Source organism: Pelomonas sp. BJYL3 (genome assembly GCF_027257975.1).
Lineage (GTDB): Bacteria > Pseudomonadota > Gammaproteobacteria > Burkholderiales > Burkholderiaceae_C > Roseateles_B > Roseateles_B flavus.
In genome coordinates this window covers 299,566-311,979 of sequence record NZ_JANZKX010000006.1, presented here as the reverse complement: position 1 = coordinate 311,979, position 12,414 = coordinate 299,566, and the positions used below count along the sequence as shown (strand labels likewise).

Annotated in this window: 17 protein-coding genes; all 17 read right to left on the bottom strand. The window is 68.6% G+C overall.

Features of this window, described 5'->3' with window-relative positions:
* Positions 1-39: 39 nt before the first annotated feature.
* Complete coding sequence (locus O9Y01_RS18910; RefSeq protein WP_269633156.1) at positions 40-294, bottom strand: hypothetical protein; 255 nt, start codon at positions 292-294, stop codon at positions 40-42.
* Entirely contained in the window at positions 294-860 is a 567-nt protein-coding gene (locus O9Y01_RS18905; protein ID WP_269633155.1) for a hypothetical protein, read from the bottom strand. Before O9Y01_RS18905 ends, O9Y01_RS18910 begins: the two co-directional genes overlap by 1 nt.
* An 11-nt stretch (positions 861-871) precedes the next feature.
* The gene (locus O9Y01_RS18900; RefSeq protein ID WP_269633154.1) at positions 872-2,401 is read right to left on the bottom strand and encodes a hypothetical protein; all 1,530 of its coding nucleotides are present in this window, start codon (positions 2,399-2,401) and stop codon (positions 872-874) included.
* 3 nt (positions 2,402-2,404) lie between these two features.
* Positions 2,405-2,971 (bottom strand): hypothetical protein, encoded by a 567-nt coding sequence (locus O9Y01_RS18895; protein WP_269633153.1) that lies wholly within the window; start codon positions 2,969-2,971, stop codon positions 2,405-2,407.
* A gap of 8 nt (positions 2,972-2,979) precedes the next feature.
* Positions 2,980-6,093: a DUF4815 domain-containing protein gene (locus O9Y01_RS18890; protein ID WP_269633152.1), complete on the bottom strand. Its 3,114-nt coding sequence runs from the start codon at positions 6,091-6,093 to the stop codon at positions 2,980-2,982.
* 7 nt (positions 6,094-6,100) lie between these two features.
* Positions 6,101-6,586 (bottom strand): hypothetical protein, encoded by a 486-nt coding sequence (locus tag O9Y01_RS18885; RefSeq protein WP_269633151.1) that lies wholly within the window; start codon positions 6,584-6,586, stop codon positions 6,101-6,103.
* A 3-nt stretch (positions 6,587-6,589) separates the two neighbouring features.
* The gene (locus O9Y01_RS18880; protein WP_269633150.1) at positions 6,590-7,513 is read right to left on the bottom strand and encodes a phage tail protein; all 924 of its coding nucleotides are present in this window, start codon (positions 7,511-7,513) and stop codon (positions 6,590-6,592) included.
* Entirely contained in the window at positions 7,513-8,361 is an 849-nt protein-coding gene (locus O9Y01_RS18875; RefSeq protein ID WP_269633149.1) for a baseplate assembly protein, read from the bottom strand. The genes O9Y01_RS18880 and O9Y01_RS18875 overlap by 1 nt, the downstream gene beginning before the upstream one ends.
* A gap of 4 nt (positions 8,362-8,365) precedes the next feature.
* Entirely contained in the window at positions 8,366-8,728 is a 363-nt protein-coding gene (locus O9Y01_RS18870; RefSeq protein WP_269633148.1) for a GPW/gp25 family protein, read from the bottom strand.
* A complete protein-coding gene (locus O9Y01_RS18865) occupies positions 8,725-9,348 on the bottom strand; it encodes a phage baseplate assembly protein V (RefSeq protein ID WP_269633147.1) in 624 nt (207 codons plus the stop codon). The genes O9Y01_RS18870 and O9Y01_RS18865 overlap by 4 nt, the downstream gene beginning before the upstream one ends.
* A gap of 91 nt (positions 9,349-9,439) precedes the next feature.
* Positions 9,440-9,889 carry a phage virion morphogenesis protein gene (locus tag O9Y01_RS18860; protein ID WP_442952773.1) on the bottom strand — a complete coding sequence of 150 codons (450 nt, stop codon included), beginning with the start codon at positions 9,887-9,889 and terminating at the stop codon, positions 9,440-9,442.
* Positions 9,889-10,392: a phage tail protein gene (locus O9Y01_RS18855; protein ID WP_269633146.1), complete on the bottom strand. Its 504-nt coding sequence runs from the start codon at positions 10,390-10,392 to the stop codon at positions 9,889-9,891. Before O9Y01_RS18855 ends, O9Y01_RS18860 begins: the two co-directional genes overlap by 1 nt.
* The gene (locus tag O9Y01_RS18850; protein ID WP_269633145.1) at positions 10,376-10,930 is read right to left on the bottom strand and encodes a lysis system i-spanin subunit Rz; all 555 of its coding nucleotides are present in this window, start codon (positions 10,928-10,930) and stop codon (positions 10,376-10,378) included. The genes O9Y01_RS18855 and O9Y01_RS18850 overlap by 17 nt, the downstream gene beginning before the upstream one ends.
* A complete protein-coding gene (locus tag O9Y01_RS18845; RefSeq protein ID WP_269633144.1) occupies positions 10,927-11,499 on the bottom strand; it encodes a glycoside hydrolase family protein in 573 nt (190 codons plus the stop codon). The genes O9Y01_RS18850 and O9Y01_RS18845 overlap by 4 nt, the downstream gene beginning before the upstream one ends.
* Complete coding sequence (locus O9Y01_RS18840) at positions 11,496-11,735, bottom strand: hypothetical protein (protein ID WP_269633143.1); 240 nt, start codon at positions 11,733-11,735, stop codon at positions 11,496-11,498. The genes O9Y01_RS18845 and O9Y01_RS18840 overlap by 4 nt, the downstream gene beginning before the upstream one ends.
* An 8-nt stretch (positions 11,736-11,743) precedes the next feature.
* Positions 11,744-11,944 carry a tail protein X gene (locus tag O9Y01_RS18835; protein WP_269633142.1) on the bottom strand — a complete coding sequence of 67 codons (201 nt, stop codon included), beginning with the start codon at positions 11,942-11,944 and terminating at the stop codon, positions 11,744-11,746.
* A complete protein-coding gene (locus O9Y01_RS18830; RefSeq protein ID WP_269633141.1) occupies positions 11,944-12,414 on the bottom strand; it encodes a head completion/stabilization protein in 471 nt (156 codons plus the stop codon). The genes O9Y01_RS18835 and O9Y01_RS18830 overlap by 1 nt, the downstream gene beginning before the upstream one ends.

Sequence of the window (12,414 nt, the reverse complement as noted above, 5' to 3'; positions counted from 1 at the left end):
GGCGCCCGGAGGCGCCCATGTGATGGGTGGAATGCAGGATCAGCGTAGCGTCTCGGGGAGCTGGCTTCGCTGCAGTTCTGATTCATAGGCGCCCTGGCAATGGTTGCTGTCGCCCAGTAGCGCAAAGATCCAGTCGATGACCCGGCGTGCTTGGCGCCACTGCCACTTCTCACGCTGGCGCCAGCTGCGTGCGCTGATGGTCTCGTCGGCCCAGCCGAAGAAGAGCAGCGCGTTGGCGAGCTGGTCCAGCGCGATGAGCACCTGCAGCAGCCAGAAGACGATGCGAGCCTTCATCACGCCTCCACCGCGAAGACCGTCACGCCGGCGAACTGCATCTGGAAGCCGCCGGGCAGCGCGGAGTTCACAGCGGCCTCGGTGGTCGACCAGACACCAGACTCGCGCAGGGGCACGCGGATGGTGACGATGCCGTCGGCCATGTCGGCCAGGACGACGCGCTCGCGGCCGTCGCGCGAGCGGACCGGCATGCGGAAGCGGTCGGTGAGCGGGAGCACCTTGCCGTCCGGCCCGCGCAGCTCTGCGATGAAGGTCAGCTCGGTGCCGGCCGGGCACGTCACCTCCGCCAGGCCATGGACGATGGTGTGCATCTGGTGCTCGGCGTCGGCCGTGATCTGCGTGATGGCCAGCTCCGGGCGGAAGGCCTGGGCGGGCGCCTCGTAGGCTGGCGGCGCCACATGGGTGAGGCGCCAGCCGGCGAGCGTCAGGACAGCGTACTGGCCCGCGGGGATCTTCGCGGGCGGCTGGCGGGCGGTCCAGCCCGATGGCACGACGGAGTCATCAGGCTGCTGGCGAATGCGGCCGGTCCAATAGCCGCCGGCTCCCAGCTCAAAGAGGTTGGTCATGAGGAACTTTCTTAGCGCAGGCGAGCCATCAGGCCCGGGAGATAGGGGAGGTGGGCATAGGTGGCGTAGTCGTTGGCCAGGGCATAGGTGCGCACCCGCAGCTTCGCTGGCGTGCCCGCCACGAAGTCGACGACCTTGAGCTGTCCGGCCGCCGGGTCGTACCAGTTGCAGCTGGTCGAGGGATACGGCAGGAACCTGGCGTTGTCCGGCGAGTCCGGGAGGCCGCCCACGAAGTTGTCGGCCGCTCGCGTGGTCCGCACCGCGAAGGAGCCGCTCACACCGACCACGTGCACGAAGTGCCGGTCATTGGACGGCGTCTTGTCGATGACCACGGCCTCGGACCAGGCGCGATCCGTCAGTCCATGCAGCGTGCCCACCTTGCCTCGTCCCGCGTTCATGCCGCCGATCACGCTGGCCACGCCCGTGTTGCAGTCATAGCGCTGGCCCGTGGTCGCATTACCCAAGGTGTTCGTGAGCAGCCGCCAGCCTGTGTTGTCGTGGCCGGTATGGACCTGCAGTGGCAGGCCCGCCCAGTTGGCCGGCATCTTCATGACCGCGGCGGCGCTGAAGACCCAGTAGTAGCTACCGTCCCCGCCCTTGGTCAAGTATTGACGCATGCCAGAGATGGATCCGATGGGGGTAAGTGCGAGCGTGGACGGACCGTTTGAGTTGAGGGCGGCACCGTTGAAGGTGGCCTTGTTGAGGCCCCAGGCGCCACTGCCGAACACCGCGTAGTGGACCTCGCTCACGCCCGCCCCGGTCACTCGACCGCCGATTACCCTGCAGCGCTGGGCCGAGGTGCCATCGGAGGGGATGGCCAGCGAGGAGACGGTGTTGTTGGTGGGGTTCAATGCATACAGGCCCGCGGAGGCAGGCGAGGCCTGGTTGATCTGGACGCCGACGTAGTAGTAGCCCGTCCCGCTGGCCACCATCTCGGCGTCGGCCGACACGGAGTCCAGGGTCACATAGCCAGATGCCACCGCGATCAGTTCCTTCGGTGCGCTCCAGGTCTGCCCGGAGTCGTTGGAGAAGGTCGTGACGATGGAGTACCGATTCGCTGCGGTGACGCCGACCAGCACCAGCAGGACTCGTCCGGCGCCGAACCACTCCAGCGACTCGGCGCGCCATTGATTGGCTGCTGAGGGCATCGCCGGCAGGTCGACGGCCTGCCAGTTCGCGCCCGCGTCCGACGAGCGCCACAGCCGGTAGGCCGTGATGTCCGTGACGCCCGTGCCGGAGCTGAGGCCTGCCGCGATGAAGGTGCTGCCGAAGGCGAGGTACTTCAGATTGGAAACGCTCTGCACGCCAGCGCGCATGGTCAGGTCCGTGGTCGCCTCGGTCGGGGCGCTGTTGAAGAAGCGCACATCGCCCACGATCTTGGCTGCATCCGGGTAGGCCTCACGGGACACCAGCGAGCCGTCCAGCTGGCACCAGCCGGGGGTCAGGACGGACGGGTCGACCTGCATCGCGGGCATCAGCGCGCCGGCCGGCGGCCGGGCCTCTCGGGCCGCGGCATGGGTAAGGGGATCGAAGCCACTCATGTGTCAGATCTCGGTTGCATTCATGCCGGTCACTCGGCCGCCGGCGTAGCTGTAGGTTTCGGTGCGGGTGACTCCCGCGAAGGTGCTCACGATGGTGGCCACGGTCCCGTCGCTGTTGTAGGTGAGCGTGGTCTGCCGGGGGAGGCCGGCCACGGTCTCGTCGACGCGCTGGGGGCGGCCCTGGGCGTCGTAGGTGATGCCGATGACGGAGGCCTGGGCCGTGCTGCGGGCGACGCTGGCCAGGCCGTTCGTCAGCGCTGTGTTGACGGCGCCCAGCTCGGCGCGACTGGCTTTGTCAGCCACCACGGCGGCCAGCTCGTCGCGGCCTGCCTTGGTGGCCAGCAAGGCCACGGCGTCGCTGGCGTTGGACTTGATCGCGTTGACCAGCTCCTGCCACTGGTCCAGGTCCACGTCGTTGGATTGCAGCAGCGTGTCCAGCGCAGCCACCTTGCTGTCAATGGCGCTCAACGCGTCGCGCAGGCGCAGAGCGTCGACGCCCAGGTCGTTGGACGGATGGGGCAGCGGCAGGCTGAGGTGAGGCGTGATGTCGTCGAAGATCAGGTCAGCCATGGATCACCTCACAGCACGATCACGCGCAGGTTGCGCACGCGCGGCCGAGCTGCCGTGTTGCCGCTCAGGTGCAGGCGCAGGCGGACCGCCGCAGCGCTGATGTTGGCCAGCTCGTGCTGCATCTCCATCCAGCCGTCGCCGATGGGCGTCGCCTTCACATTGGCCGCGTTGGTCCAGGATGCCGGCAGCGAGGCATCGGCCGCTGCGCTGGCCACGTCGGCGACGACGGCCGATCCGCCGGGCAGCAGGGCGTCGAAGATGATCCGCACGCGCGAGTTGTTGCCCGCGTTGACGGCCCGGCTGATGTAGTCGCCCACGTTGCTGACGGTGGCGGCCACCAGCTGCAGGCCCGGGTGCAGGACGGGCGTCACGCGCTCGGCGCCGACCAGGCGCGCGGTGATGCCGACCTGCCCAGTGATAGGCGCCGCCAGGCGCAGGGGCTGGCCGTCGGCCACGGTGACGTGCGAGCCGTCCGGCAGGGCCAGGGTGTAGTCGACGCGTGCGGCGGCCGTTGGGGCCTCGATCAGCGACAGCAGCAGCAGGTCGGTGGCGCCTTCCACCTCGCACTGGCCCAGGTCGACCAGGCGCTGCAGGCTGGTGCAGCGAGCTGCGTGAAGACGGAAGGTCAGGTCCTTGTCCTGGTGCGGCGTCCAGGTGCTGGCGTTGGCCGAGCTGAGCAGCACGCCCACGTTGAAGCCCTGCTGGGTGTAGAAGGCCTGTGCCGTGTCGTCGAACTTGCCCAGCTCGGCCAGGGCCAGGGCCGTGGTGGCGTCATCGCACAGCACGACAAGGGCGTACTCGGTGCCGGCCTCCAGCGGAACCGGGCGCGAGAACGTTACGCGCGTGGAGGCGCCTGCCAGCTGGATGCCGGCGGGCTCGAGCTGGGTTTCGCCCAGCACCGTGCGGGTGGGCACGCCCAGCTGCACCTCGCGGATCTGCACCAGCACCCGGCTGGTGCCCTTGGCGGTGAACCACAGGTCGACGGCCGCCAGCTGCATGATGTCCGCCGGCGTGAAGGTCTGCGCGAGCGGGTCGATGGGACGGCTGGCCACCGTGGTGACGATCTGGCGCGTCTCGATGCGCAGCAGGCCGCTGCCCGTGAAGGTGGCCTCGCCGCGGGTGCCGCCCTGGCCCTCAATGCTGAAGCGCTTGGCGCCGGCGCGGATGCCCGCCGGGATAGTGAATTGCCCCGCCACCAGGCCCTGGCCATTGGCCACCAGCGGCGCTCCGCTCACGTCGATGCCATCGAAGGTGAGGGCCGAGACTTTCTCGCCGGCGCCGAAGCCGCGGGCCTCGAAGTGGACCACGATCTGGCGCAGGTTTTCGACGGCACGCTGGCTGATGCTCACCAGCTGGTCCGTGCTGGTCGACGCGCCCGCGCTGACCAGCTGCGTGATAGGCGACAGCCAGTTGGTCTGCACATTGGTCCACTGGTCCACCGCGGGCTTCAGCAGCACGCTGGCAGGCAGCAGGTCGAAGGCTCGGTAGGGGTTCACCGGCATGCTGCCGGTACGCAGGGCCTGGCCGAGAGAGGCCTGCAACGCCAGCGGTAGGGTCGCCGGGGCCGCGAGGGCTGCGGTCGGGGTCAGCACATCGGCCGAGACGATGGGCAGGGTGAGCTCGCCGTCGACGATGGCGGCCGTCTGGGCCAGGCCCTGGTCGCGCATGCTGTCGCCCGTGAAGGGGTCGACGAAGAGGCCCTTCTTCGTCCCGGCCTCGCGCAGGCCCGCGTCGGACTCCAGGCGCTGCTGCGCCATCAGCTCGGTCAGCAGGTCGATGCGCGAGGTGATGGCGGCCAGCTCATTCATCGGCACCACGCGCACACCGTTGTTGGTGACGCTGCGCGCACTGGTCCAGGTCTGGGCGACGCTGGCGATGGGCAGCAGGCCGGCCGGGACGGCGGGCGCGGTGGGCCGCCAGGCGGACGCGACGCCGCGCAGCCAGATGAAGCCGCCCTCGGCGTCCAGGCACAGCCGGTCGACGCGCGGCAGCATCTGGTGATAGCTGACCAGGATCAGCGAGCCCGGCACGGCGCCGGTGACCGTGCATCCCGTTGCGTCCACGGCCGTGGGCTCCACGGTCGCGATGTACTCGTAGCGGACCGAGTAGGTGCTGCCAGGTGCCGGCTCAGCCCCGGACGGGCTCCAATCGACTTGCCCGGCGGTGAGCTTCCAGTCGGCGTCCTTCGTATAGACGGTGGCGCCTTGCTTGATTTCCTTGATGACAAGCACCGAGTTGTCCGGCAGCGGATCCAGGGCGCCGGCGAAGCCGCCGTGATTGATGTTGACCGCGCGCTCGGCCGTGATCTTCACGCTCTCGATAGAAGAGAGCGGGGACCGGTCCAGGTTGATGCGCTGCGCTGCTGCCGTCGTGCTGGCGTGGGGCTCGCTGTCGATGAACTGCAGGTCCGGCTGGGCGTCGTAGACCAGTCGGCGGCTGGTGATCAGCTCCACGCCGTAGCCGGAGACGCGGGCTCGGCCCTCGGCCACGGTGTAGACCTGGCGGCCGTCCGGCAGATCGGCGGCCATGGCGACCTGCAGGCCCTGCACCACATAGCTGCCGCCCGCGGAGTCGCGGTCGTAGCGGGCCAGGGCCTGCGTCACGGCGTCGAGCTGCGGCGGGGGCTCCTTGGCCCGCACATGGCCATCCTCGACGGTGTAGACCGGGTAGAAGGCACCAGCGCCGCCGGCGACACCCCATTCCGGCAGGATCTGCAGGCGCGCGGCGCCGGGCTCCAAGTAGCCGCGGGTGCCCACTGCCGGGCTGACGAGGCTGGGGTCCTGCAGCTCGGTGATGATGGACTCACGCAGGTACACGCCGACCGTGACCAGACCCACGACGGGGATCACGAAGTTCGCGGGCGGCACGCCGCGCACGGCCCCGGCCAGGTAGATGGCGCCGGCCTCGCACAAGGTGTCGCCGGTCTCGGCGTTGACCACGATGCGGGCATCGCGGACGACGTCGCCGTCCTTGAACAGAACGTCCGCGATGCCCTTCACGCGGTGCTGGATCGAGCGCTGGATCTCAATCAGCTCTGCGCTCTGCAGAACCTTGTCGGCGCGGAAGAGGTGGCGCTCATAGTTGAGCGACGGGTCGAATCGGTCGTAGATCTGGTTCGGCATGAGTGGCTCAGAAGGGCAGGACGTAGTCGAAGACCTGGCGCACGTCGCCGTTGCGCGTGAACTTGGGCAGGCGCTCCAGGGCGTAGAGGTCACCGTGGTTGGCCACTTCGGCCGGCGTCAGGTAGCGCTGGCCAGCGGGTACGCCGGCTGCCGCCTGCGTGCCCACGAAGATGGCCAGCTCGCGGATGGCTTCGCCAGCGGCGTCGCTGAAGTTGAAGGTGAAGCGGACATAGAGCCAGCGCGTGGGGCCGGCCACAGCGGTGTAGCGGGCACCAGAGGGCAGCTCGATCTCGCCGTCGTCGTCAGGCACCACATAGCCCAGCTGGGTGACAGCACGCCGGCCGATCTCGTCGACCAGCGCCGTGGCGTCGGTGGGCTCGGGCTGGGGCGCCGCGTCCCAGGCTGGCGATCCCCGGCCCCAGGCCAGGTGGATGGCCTGCGCGGCAACAGCGCGAGCCAGGACGATGCGTCCGGATTCTTGAAGAACGGCCATGGGTCAGGTTTCCTCGGTGCGTTTGAGTTCGATGGTTTGGCGCCACGGCCCGGCCCAGGGGCCGAGCCAGGCGCGAGGGGGATGGACGGGCACAGGGAGGCCCGTGGAGCGTGTCTCGATGGCCCCGGTCACGGGCTGAGGTGCATCCCATTCGACTGAGCCGATCTGCGCGATGCCGTTGAGGCGCTCGGGAGCACCAGGCCGCGGCGCATCGCATGTGCCTGTGAAGAGCTCCTGCAGGCCGCCGTAGCTGTCGACCAGCACATGCGAGTCCAGCCGCCAGGCGTCCAACAGCATGCGATCGTCGTAGCTCAGCAGCGCGGTGCGGCGCGCGGTGGCCGACTGGCCCAGAGCTTCGGTGCTGGGCGCTTCGACCAGGCCGCCGCGGTAATCGGCAAAGCTCGCCTTCACGTCGCCGACCCACACTCCGGAGTCGTCCTCGAGCAGCCCACCGTCAAGGGCCGGACCATGGTCCAGGCGGATCGGGCGCAGGTCGTAGGCGAAGAAGACCCGGTAGAAGTGCATGTGCGCCGGAAGGCTGGCTCGCACGGCCAAGGCCAGGCGCTTGATCTCCTCGGGCGTAGCGATGCGGCCCAGGTCGATGTGCAGATAGGCCTCGTCTTCCTCGATCTGCACATCGGCCTCGAAGCCGAGCCAGCCCAGCACGCGGCGCACGCTGGCCGCGGAGCCGCGCTCGAAGAGCCAGGGCAGCCCCGCCTCAATCAGGGCCTCGGTGGAATCGAAGAGGTCGGCGAACTGGCCCAGCTCCCACTCGGCGGCCAGCCAAGTCGCAAAGCCCTCCGGCCGCGTGCTCGTCAGATTGGCGCCCAGCTCGGCCATGCCGTCCCAGCTCGGCGCCGCTTGAACGACTGCACGCTCCAGGCTGGTGGTTTGAGGGGGCAGCAGGCGATCGACGGACGGCGGCATCAGATCACCCCTTGGTCAAGCAGATGCAGCTCGCCGATGCTCGGGAACTCGTTGGCCTGCAGAACGGTGTTCTCCGGCGGGCTCTCGGCATCGACGAACTCGACGCGTGCGACACCAGCGACGTGCAGTCTTGCCGTGATCCATGAGCGCGGCACGTCTCGGCCCAGGGCCGCGTAGGAGGCCACTGCGGGTGGCAGGGCGGCCGCGATCTGCTGCACCAGGTCGACAGGCGCTGCAGGCTCCCGCCAGAGCCTGGCTGCGACGCGGATCGGCTTGGCCTGGGCCAGGCTGACCGATACCGACACGCCCAGCGGCCGGGCGTTCTCGGCGGCCAGCGCGGTGCGGACCTGGGCCAGCGTGGCCTCTGCCTGGCCGGCATCGATGAGCCACAGCACTAGTGCAACTGAACCGGGCTGGACGTGGCCGACAGAGGCGCTGCGGACGTTCTGCGAGGACGTCATGGCCAGCAGCTGGTACTGCTCGCCTGTGCCGTTGCCGGCCAGAGCGGCGATGCGCAGCTGGATGCGGACGCGGTACCGGGCGTCCAGCTCACCGGGCAGCCGCGGCAGGTTGTAGAAGGCGCCCTTGTGGTCCAGGTCCGTGCCATTGGCGAAGGCCAGCAGGTTGGACCGGGCGGCCTCGTTCACGCGCTGGCGGTACAGCAGCTCACGGTAGGCAAAGGCCTGCATCAGCTTGACCAGGGGCTCAGACTCCAGGTCCAGCACGTCGGCGGCCTCGGGGTAGCGCTGCAGCAGGTCGGCGCGGAGATCGGCCAGCAGCACCTCGAAGTCGAGTTCTTCTATGACGCCAGGCGCCGGCAGCGTGGAAAGGTCGACGATGGTCGGCATGGCTTCAGACGGCAGCGCGCAGCTGCAGCGGGATGTGGATCTGCAGCGCCTGCTCGGGGCCGCCGCGGGGGATGTAGAGGCCGGCCAGGTCAAGCAACACCTGGCCGGGGCGGTCGCCACGCTCCAAGGTGATGCGCGAGACGCGGATGCGGGGTTCCCAGCGCATGAGCGCACCGGCGGTGGCGGCGCACATGCGCACCCGCGTGGTCCCGTTGTCTGGCTGGTCGATCAACTCGGGCAGCAAGCTGCCGTAGGTGCGGCGTGCGATGCGGCTGCCGATGGGCGTCGACAGGATGTCGCCGATGCTCTGGCGCAGGTGCTCGATGCCCTCGACGGCGCGGCCGCCGCTGCGGTTCATGCCGCTCATAGGGGCTTGCCCGACACATCGTTGCCGAGCGAGACCTTTGTGTGCTTGTGATTGACCAGGCTCACGTGGCCACCGCCTACGATGTCCGGGTCGGCCGTGATGCCACTCGGCGTCAGCACGATCCGGGAATCGCCGACTTTCAGAGTAATGGACGCCTTGGACTCGATCAGGATCGAACCGTCCGCCTGGTGCGTGATCGCGCCCTTGGCCTCGTGCGTGATGCTGCCCTCGACCTGGCGCAGGACATCGCCGACGCATCGCAGCAGGTCGCGGTGCGCCTCGTGGTCGTACTCGTGATATGTGCCGTCCGGGTAATGCGTGGCCTCAGTGTTGGCGCGGTTGTCGTTGGGCGGAACCTCGGCGCTGAAGATGCCCACGAGGACCACGCCGTTGACCAAGTCACCGCCGGGGCTCAGTAGCAGGCACTGCTCGCCTACCGTGGGAGGCGACCACTTGCGAGTGGTACCTGCGCGCAGTGCCACCCAAGGCAGCCAGTTGGAGACAAGGCCGCCGGCCGTCACGCGAACCCTGTAGCCCTTCGCGTTCACGCGCGCGATGGTGCCCAGGCGCAGGAGGTTCTCGATGCGGCGGATCAGCTCGCTGACATGCGGGGTTTCCATGTCAGCAATGGTGCCGGCCCCTCTCGCGCGAGGCGAGTCAGGCCGGGTCGCTCCGGGGCGAGCAATCCCGGAGCAAGCTGGGGAGCACCCATCACTGGCTCAGGAACCGGAGGATATGGTCCCGCAAGCCCTCGACTTCGTCGGGAGCAAGACCGAGCAGGCGGCGCTGCGGATAGGTGTGCTCTGGGCCATCAGGCCGCACGCGGTCCCGCAGCCCCAGCTGGTGGACTGAGGCGATTCGAGCGACGCGTCCGGAAAATCCCACGGAGGCCTCGTCCGGCGTGGCCTGGGCCTTCAGGTAGCTGGCCTGCCGGATCTTCCCGAACATGGCGCGCCGGCGGATCTGTCCCTTGCGATCCCTCAGCAGTGGCTTGCGTGGCACGTAGCTGCTGCCGTCAGGGTTCTGCTGGGCCGCGATGCGCTGTTGCTGGCGCCGCCGCAGGTCCCGTGCGATCTCGCGAGCCAGCGTGCGACGCTTGGCCGGAGTGAGCTTGGCCAGCAGCGGCGCCAGCCAGTCGTCGAGCTGCTGCAGATCGTCCATCAGCGAGGGTCGTAGTCCCAGGCGGCCAGCAGTTGCTCGCGCAGGTAGAACTCCCAGCGCTCGCCGGCTGGCTGGATGCCCAGGTGTGGCGGTTCGTCGACGTGCTTCACGTCGAAGGCCTGCGGCCCGCCCTCGGGTGTGCCCGCGCGGCGCTTCACGATCACACGTTCGGTGAGGTCGATTTCTACGGACAGGTCCACCGTCTTGGTGTTCAGAAACTCGACCGCGAAGCGCACAGCCTTGTCGCGCAGCTCAGGGTTGTCTGCGATCTCGGGCTGATGCACGCGGAGCCAGGCCAGCACCGGCACCATGATGGCGTCGGCGTGGCCGCCGTAGTCCAGCAGGATCAGGTTCAGCGTGTAGCGGTACTCGAATGACAGCGACCCGGCAGCCGTCGTTGCCAGCTTGCCCTCGGTGATGTGGATCGAGAGCTTGTCTGGGTCACGCTTGAGCTCTGGCACTGCCGAGACCAGGTGCTGGCGCAGGCTATTGGGCTTGAGCATGGGCCGGCAGCAGTGCGTTGAATCGCGCCCTCACGGCGTTGTAGCGGTCGATGCAGGCATTGAGCTGGTGGATGGCGGCGTTGCCTTCGTGGGCGATGCTGACAAGGTCCGCAGCAGCCTGTGGAGCAAGTTCGGCTCGCGCTTCGTGCCAATCTCCTCCGGTAGCTCCGGGATCTCCATTGGCGTGGGCTCCACAAGCCTGACCGGTGCTGGTACCGAGGACAGGGACTGACAAGCGGACAGCGCCGTAACGCAGGCCGTACAGAAGACTATCTTTATGGGCTTTCTCATCGTCCAGGGCTCTCTTGAAGTTCTTGGCCTGTTTGGCCAGGTCAATGCGCAGCGAGGCCTCGGCTGCACGGTTGCGCGCGTTCGCGGTGGCCAATGCGGCTGCGTGCTGCTCCGAAACGCTGCGCTCGCGCTGATCGGCCACCAGCTGCTGCTCGGCGCCCCCTTTGGCCTGACCAAGCAGCGAGCCCATCCAGAAGGCGAGGGCAACGGCAGCGAGCAGCAGCAGGCCATCAGCAATGCGGCTCATCCCTGCATCTCCATGCACTTCTGGTGGCGTTCCTGCTGGCGGGTCCAGACGCCGCGGCAGATCTTGTTTCCTGGCGTCGAGCAGTCAAAGCTCCAGCGGACAGGCCGGCCCTTGTCATCGCGCTTGGTGACCTCCCAGCCCTCGTGTGGTACGGGCGACGTCATGAAGCGGTAGTCGAGCAGCGCGCCGCAGGCCTGCACATATCGCTGCGCACGCAGGTGCTCGGCGATGGTCGAGCTGCAGAGCGTCGGCATGCCGTACTGGTACGCGAAGTCCAGGTACAGGTCGAACTCGCCCTGATGCAGCGGCACGTCGATGCAGGCCTTGAAGCCCGCTTCGGCCTTCTGGGTGTAGGCCAGCGTGCGCTGCAAGGCCTTCACAGGCGTGGTCCGGTCGCCGAGCTGCACGGCCCTGCCGTCCTCGTGCGTGGTGCTGCCGAAGCCCATCGTGGGCACGTCGCCCTTCACAGGAATGGCTGCCTGCTCGGAGTAGCCCTCATTGGCGGCCAGACCGACCAGCGCCGCGGCGCTCAGCGTCAGCGAGCCGATGGCAACGCGCATGCGGCTCATGATTCCAGCTCCGGCAGCACGCTGTCGCGGGTCGGCTTGTGGCCTGTCAGCTTGCGCAGCTTGATGCCCCACTCGGTCTCCTCGCGCCACCACTTTCGCACCAGGTACGCGGCCTGGAGCGCGCCCAGGATGAGCGCAATCCACTGCGCCATGGTCAGCGACGTGATGAGCGCCCAGAGGCTCGTGGGCATGGCCACGAGGCCCTGCACGATGATGTCTTTGAACTCCTGCTTCATGGTCACTTTCATGTCCAGAGCTGCACCATCGGCCGCGTCGCAGGGGAGGGCTCGGGTAGCTCGACGGCCAGGCCTGCGGGCAGCAGCGGCCCTTGGGCGGCCAGGCCCGGGTTGATACGGAGGGTTTCTGCGACGACGCCATCGGTGCGGCCCAGGTGTCGCCAGCACAGGCCGTCGACGGTGTCGTGCTGCTGCGTGCGGACCTGCATCAGATCAGCTCCACCGTGGTGCGGCGCCTGCCCACCAGATCGCTGATGGCCCAGCGAACGTCGCGGCGCAGATCGTGGACGCGCAGCTCCAGCTTGTCGGCTGCCTTGTCGCCCGCGCCCGTTGTGTCGAAGTCGCGGTAGTGCTCGATCAGGTCGGCCTGCACGCAGGCGTAGACGGCCCTTCGGTAGCGCTGCAGCTGCACGCTCTCGCCAGCGACCTGGGGCGCGGGCACGTCGGCCAGGCCGGCGTGGCCCGCTTGCAGCTGGGCTTCCTTGTAGCTGGCCAGCTCGCCGTTGACGCTGGCCATGGCGTTGACTGCGGCGTGGCGCAGCCGGGCGGGCGTCACGGTGCCGTCCAGGCGGACGGCCGCGCGCAGCTCGGCCAATGCGATGGCCGGGAACCAGCCATCGTTCGTGAGGCTGACCTCGTCGGCGGCGGTGGGTGCGGTATCAGTTCCGAGGAAGCTCAT

Bases quoted from the DNA above. Each gene is read 5' to 3' on its own strand.
- O9Y01_RS18860 (WP_442952773.1), bottom strand. From the start codon at position 9,889: ATGGACGATCTGCAGCAGCTCGACGACTGGCTGGCGCCGCTGCTGGCC.
- O9Y01_RS18905 (WP_269633155.1), bottom strand. From the start codon at position 860: ATGACCAACCTCTTTGAGCTGGGAGCCGGCGGCTATTGGACCGGCCGC.
- O9Y01_RS18850 (WP_269633145.1), bottom strand. From the start codon at position 10,930: ATGAGCCGCATTGCTGATGGCCTGCTGCTGCTCGCTGCCGTTGCCCTC.
- O9Y01_RS18890 (WP_269633152.1), bottom strand. From the start codon at position 6,093: ATGCCGAACCAGATCTACGACCGATTCGACCCGTCGCTCAACTATGAG.
- O9Y01_RS18895 (WP_269633153.1), bottom strand. From the start codon at position 2,971: ATGGCTGACCTGATCTTCGACGACATCACGCCTCACCTCAGCCTGCCG.
- O9Y01_RS18865 (WP_269633147.1), bottom strand. From the start codon at position 9,348: ATGGAAACCCCGCATGTCAGCGAGCTGATCCGCCGCATCGAGAACCTC.
- O9Y01_RS18840 (WP_269633143.1), bottom strand. From the start codon at position 11,735: ATGAAGCAGGAGTTCAAAGACATCATCGTGCAGGGCCTCGTGGCCATG.
- O9Y01_RS18845 (WP_269633144.1), bottom strand. From the start codon at position 11,499: ATGAGCCGCATGCGCGTTGCCATCGGCTCGCTGACGCTGAGCGCCGCG.
- O9Y01_RS18875 (WP_269633149.1), bottom strand. From the start codon at position 8,361: ATGCCGACCATCGTCGACCTTTCCACGCTGCCGGCGCCTGGCGTCATA.
- O9Y01_RS18835 (WP_269633142.1), bottom strand. From the start codon at position 11,944: ATGCAGGTCCGCACGCAGCAGCACGACACCGTCGACGGCCTGTGCTGG.
- O9Y01_RS18885 (WP_269633151.1), bottom strand. From the start codon at position 6,586: ATGGCCGTTCTTCAAGAATCCGGACGCATCGTCCTGGCTCGCGCTGTT.
- O9Y01_RS18830 (WP_269633141.1), bottom strand. From the start codon at position 12,414: ATGAGCTTCCTCGGAACTGATACCGCACCCACCGCCGCCGACGAGGTC.
- O9Y01_RS18870 (WP_269633148.1), bottom strand. From the start codon at position 8,728: ATGAGCGGCATGAACCGCAGCGGCGGCCGCGCCGTCGAGGGCATCGAG.
- O9Y01_RS18855 (WP_269633146.1), bottom strand. From the start codon at position 10,392: ATGCTCAAGCCCAATAGCCTGCGCCAGCACCTGGTCTCGGCAGTGCCA.
- O9Y01_RS18900 (WP_269633154.1), bottom strand. From the start codon at position 2,401: ATGAGTGGCTTCGATCCCCTTACCCATGCCGCGGCCCGAGAGGCCCGG.
- O9Y01_RS18910 (WP_269633156.1), bottom strand. From the start codon at position 294: ATGAAGGCTCGCATCGTCTTCTGGCTGCTGCAGGTGCTCATCGCGCTG.
- O9Y01_RS18880 (WP_269633150.1), bottom strand. From the start codon at position 7,513: ATGCCGCCGTCCGTCGATCGCCTGCTGCCCCCTCAAACCACCAGCCTG.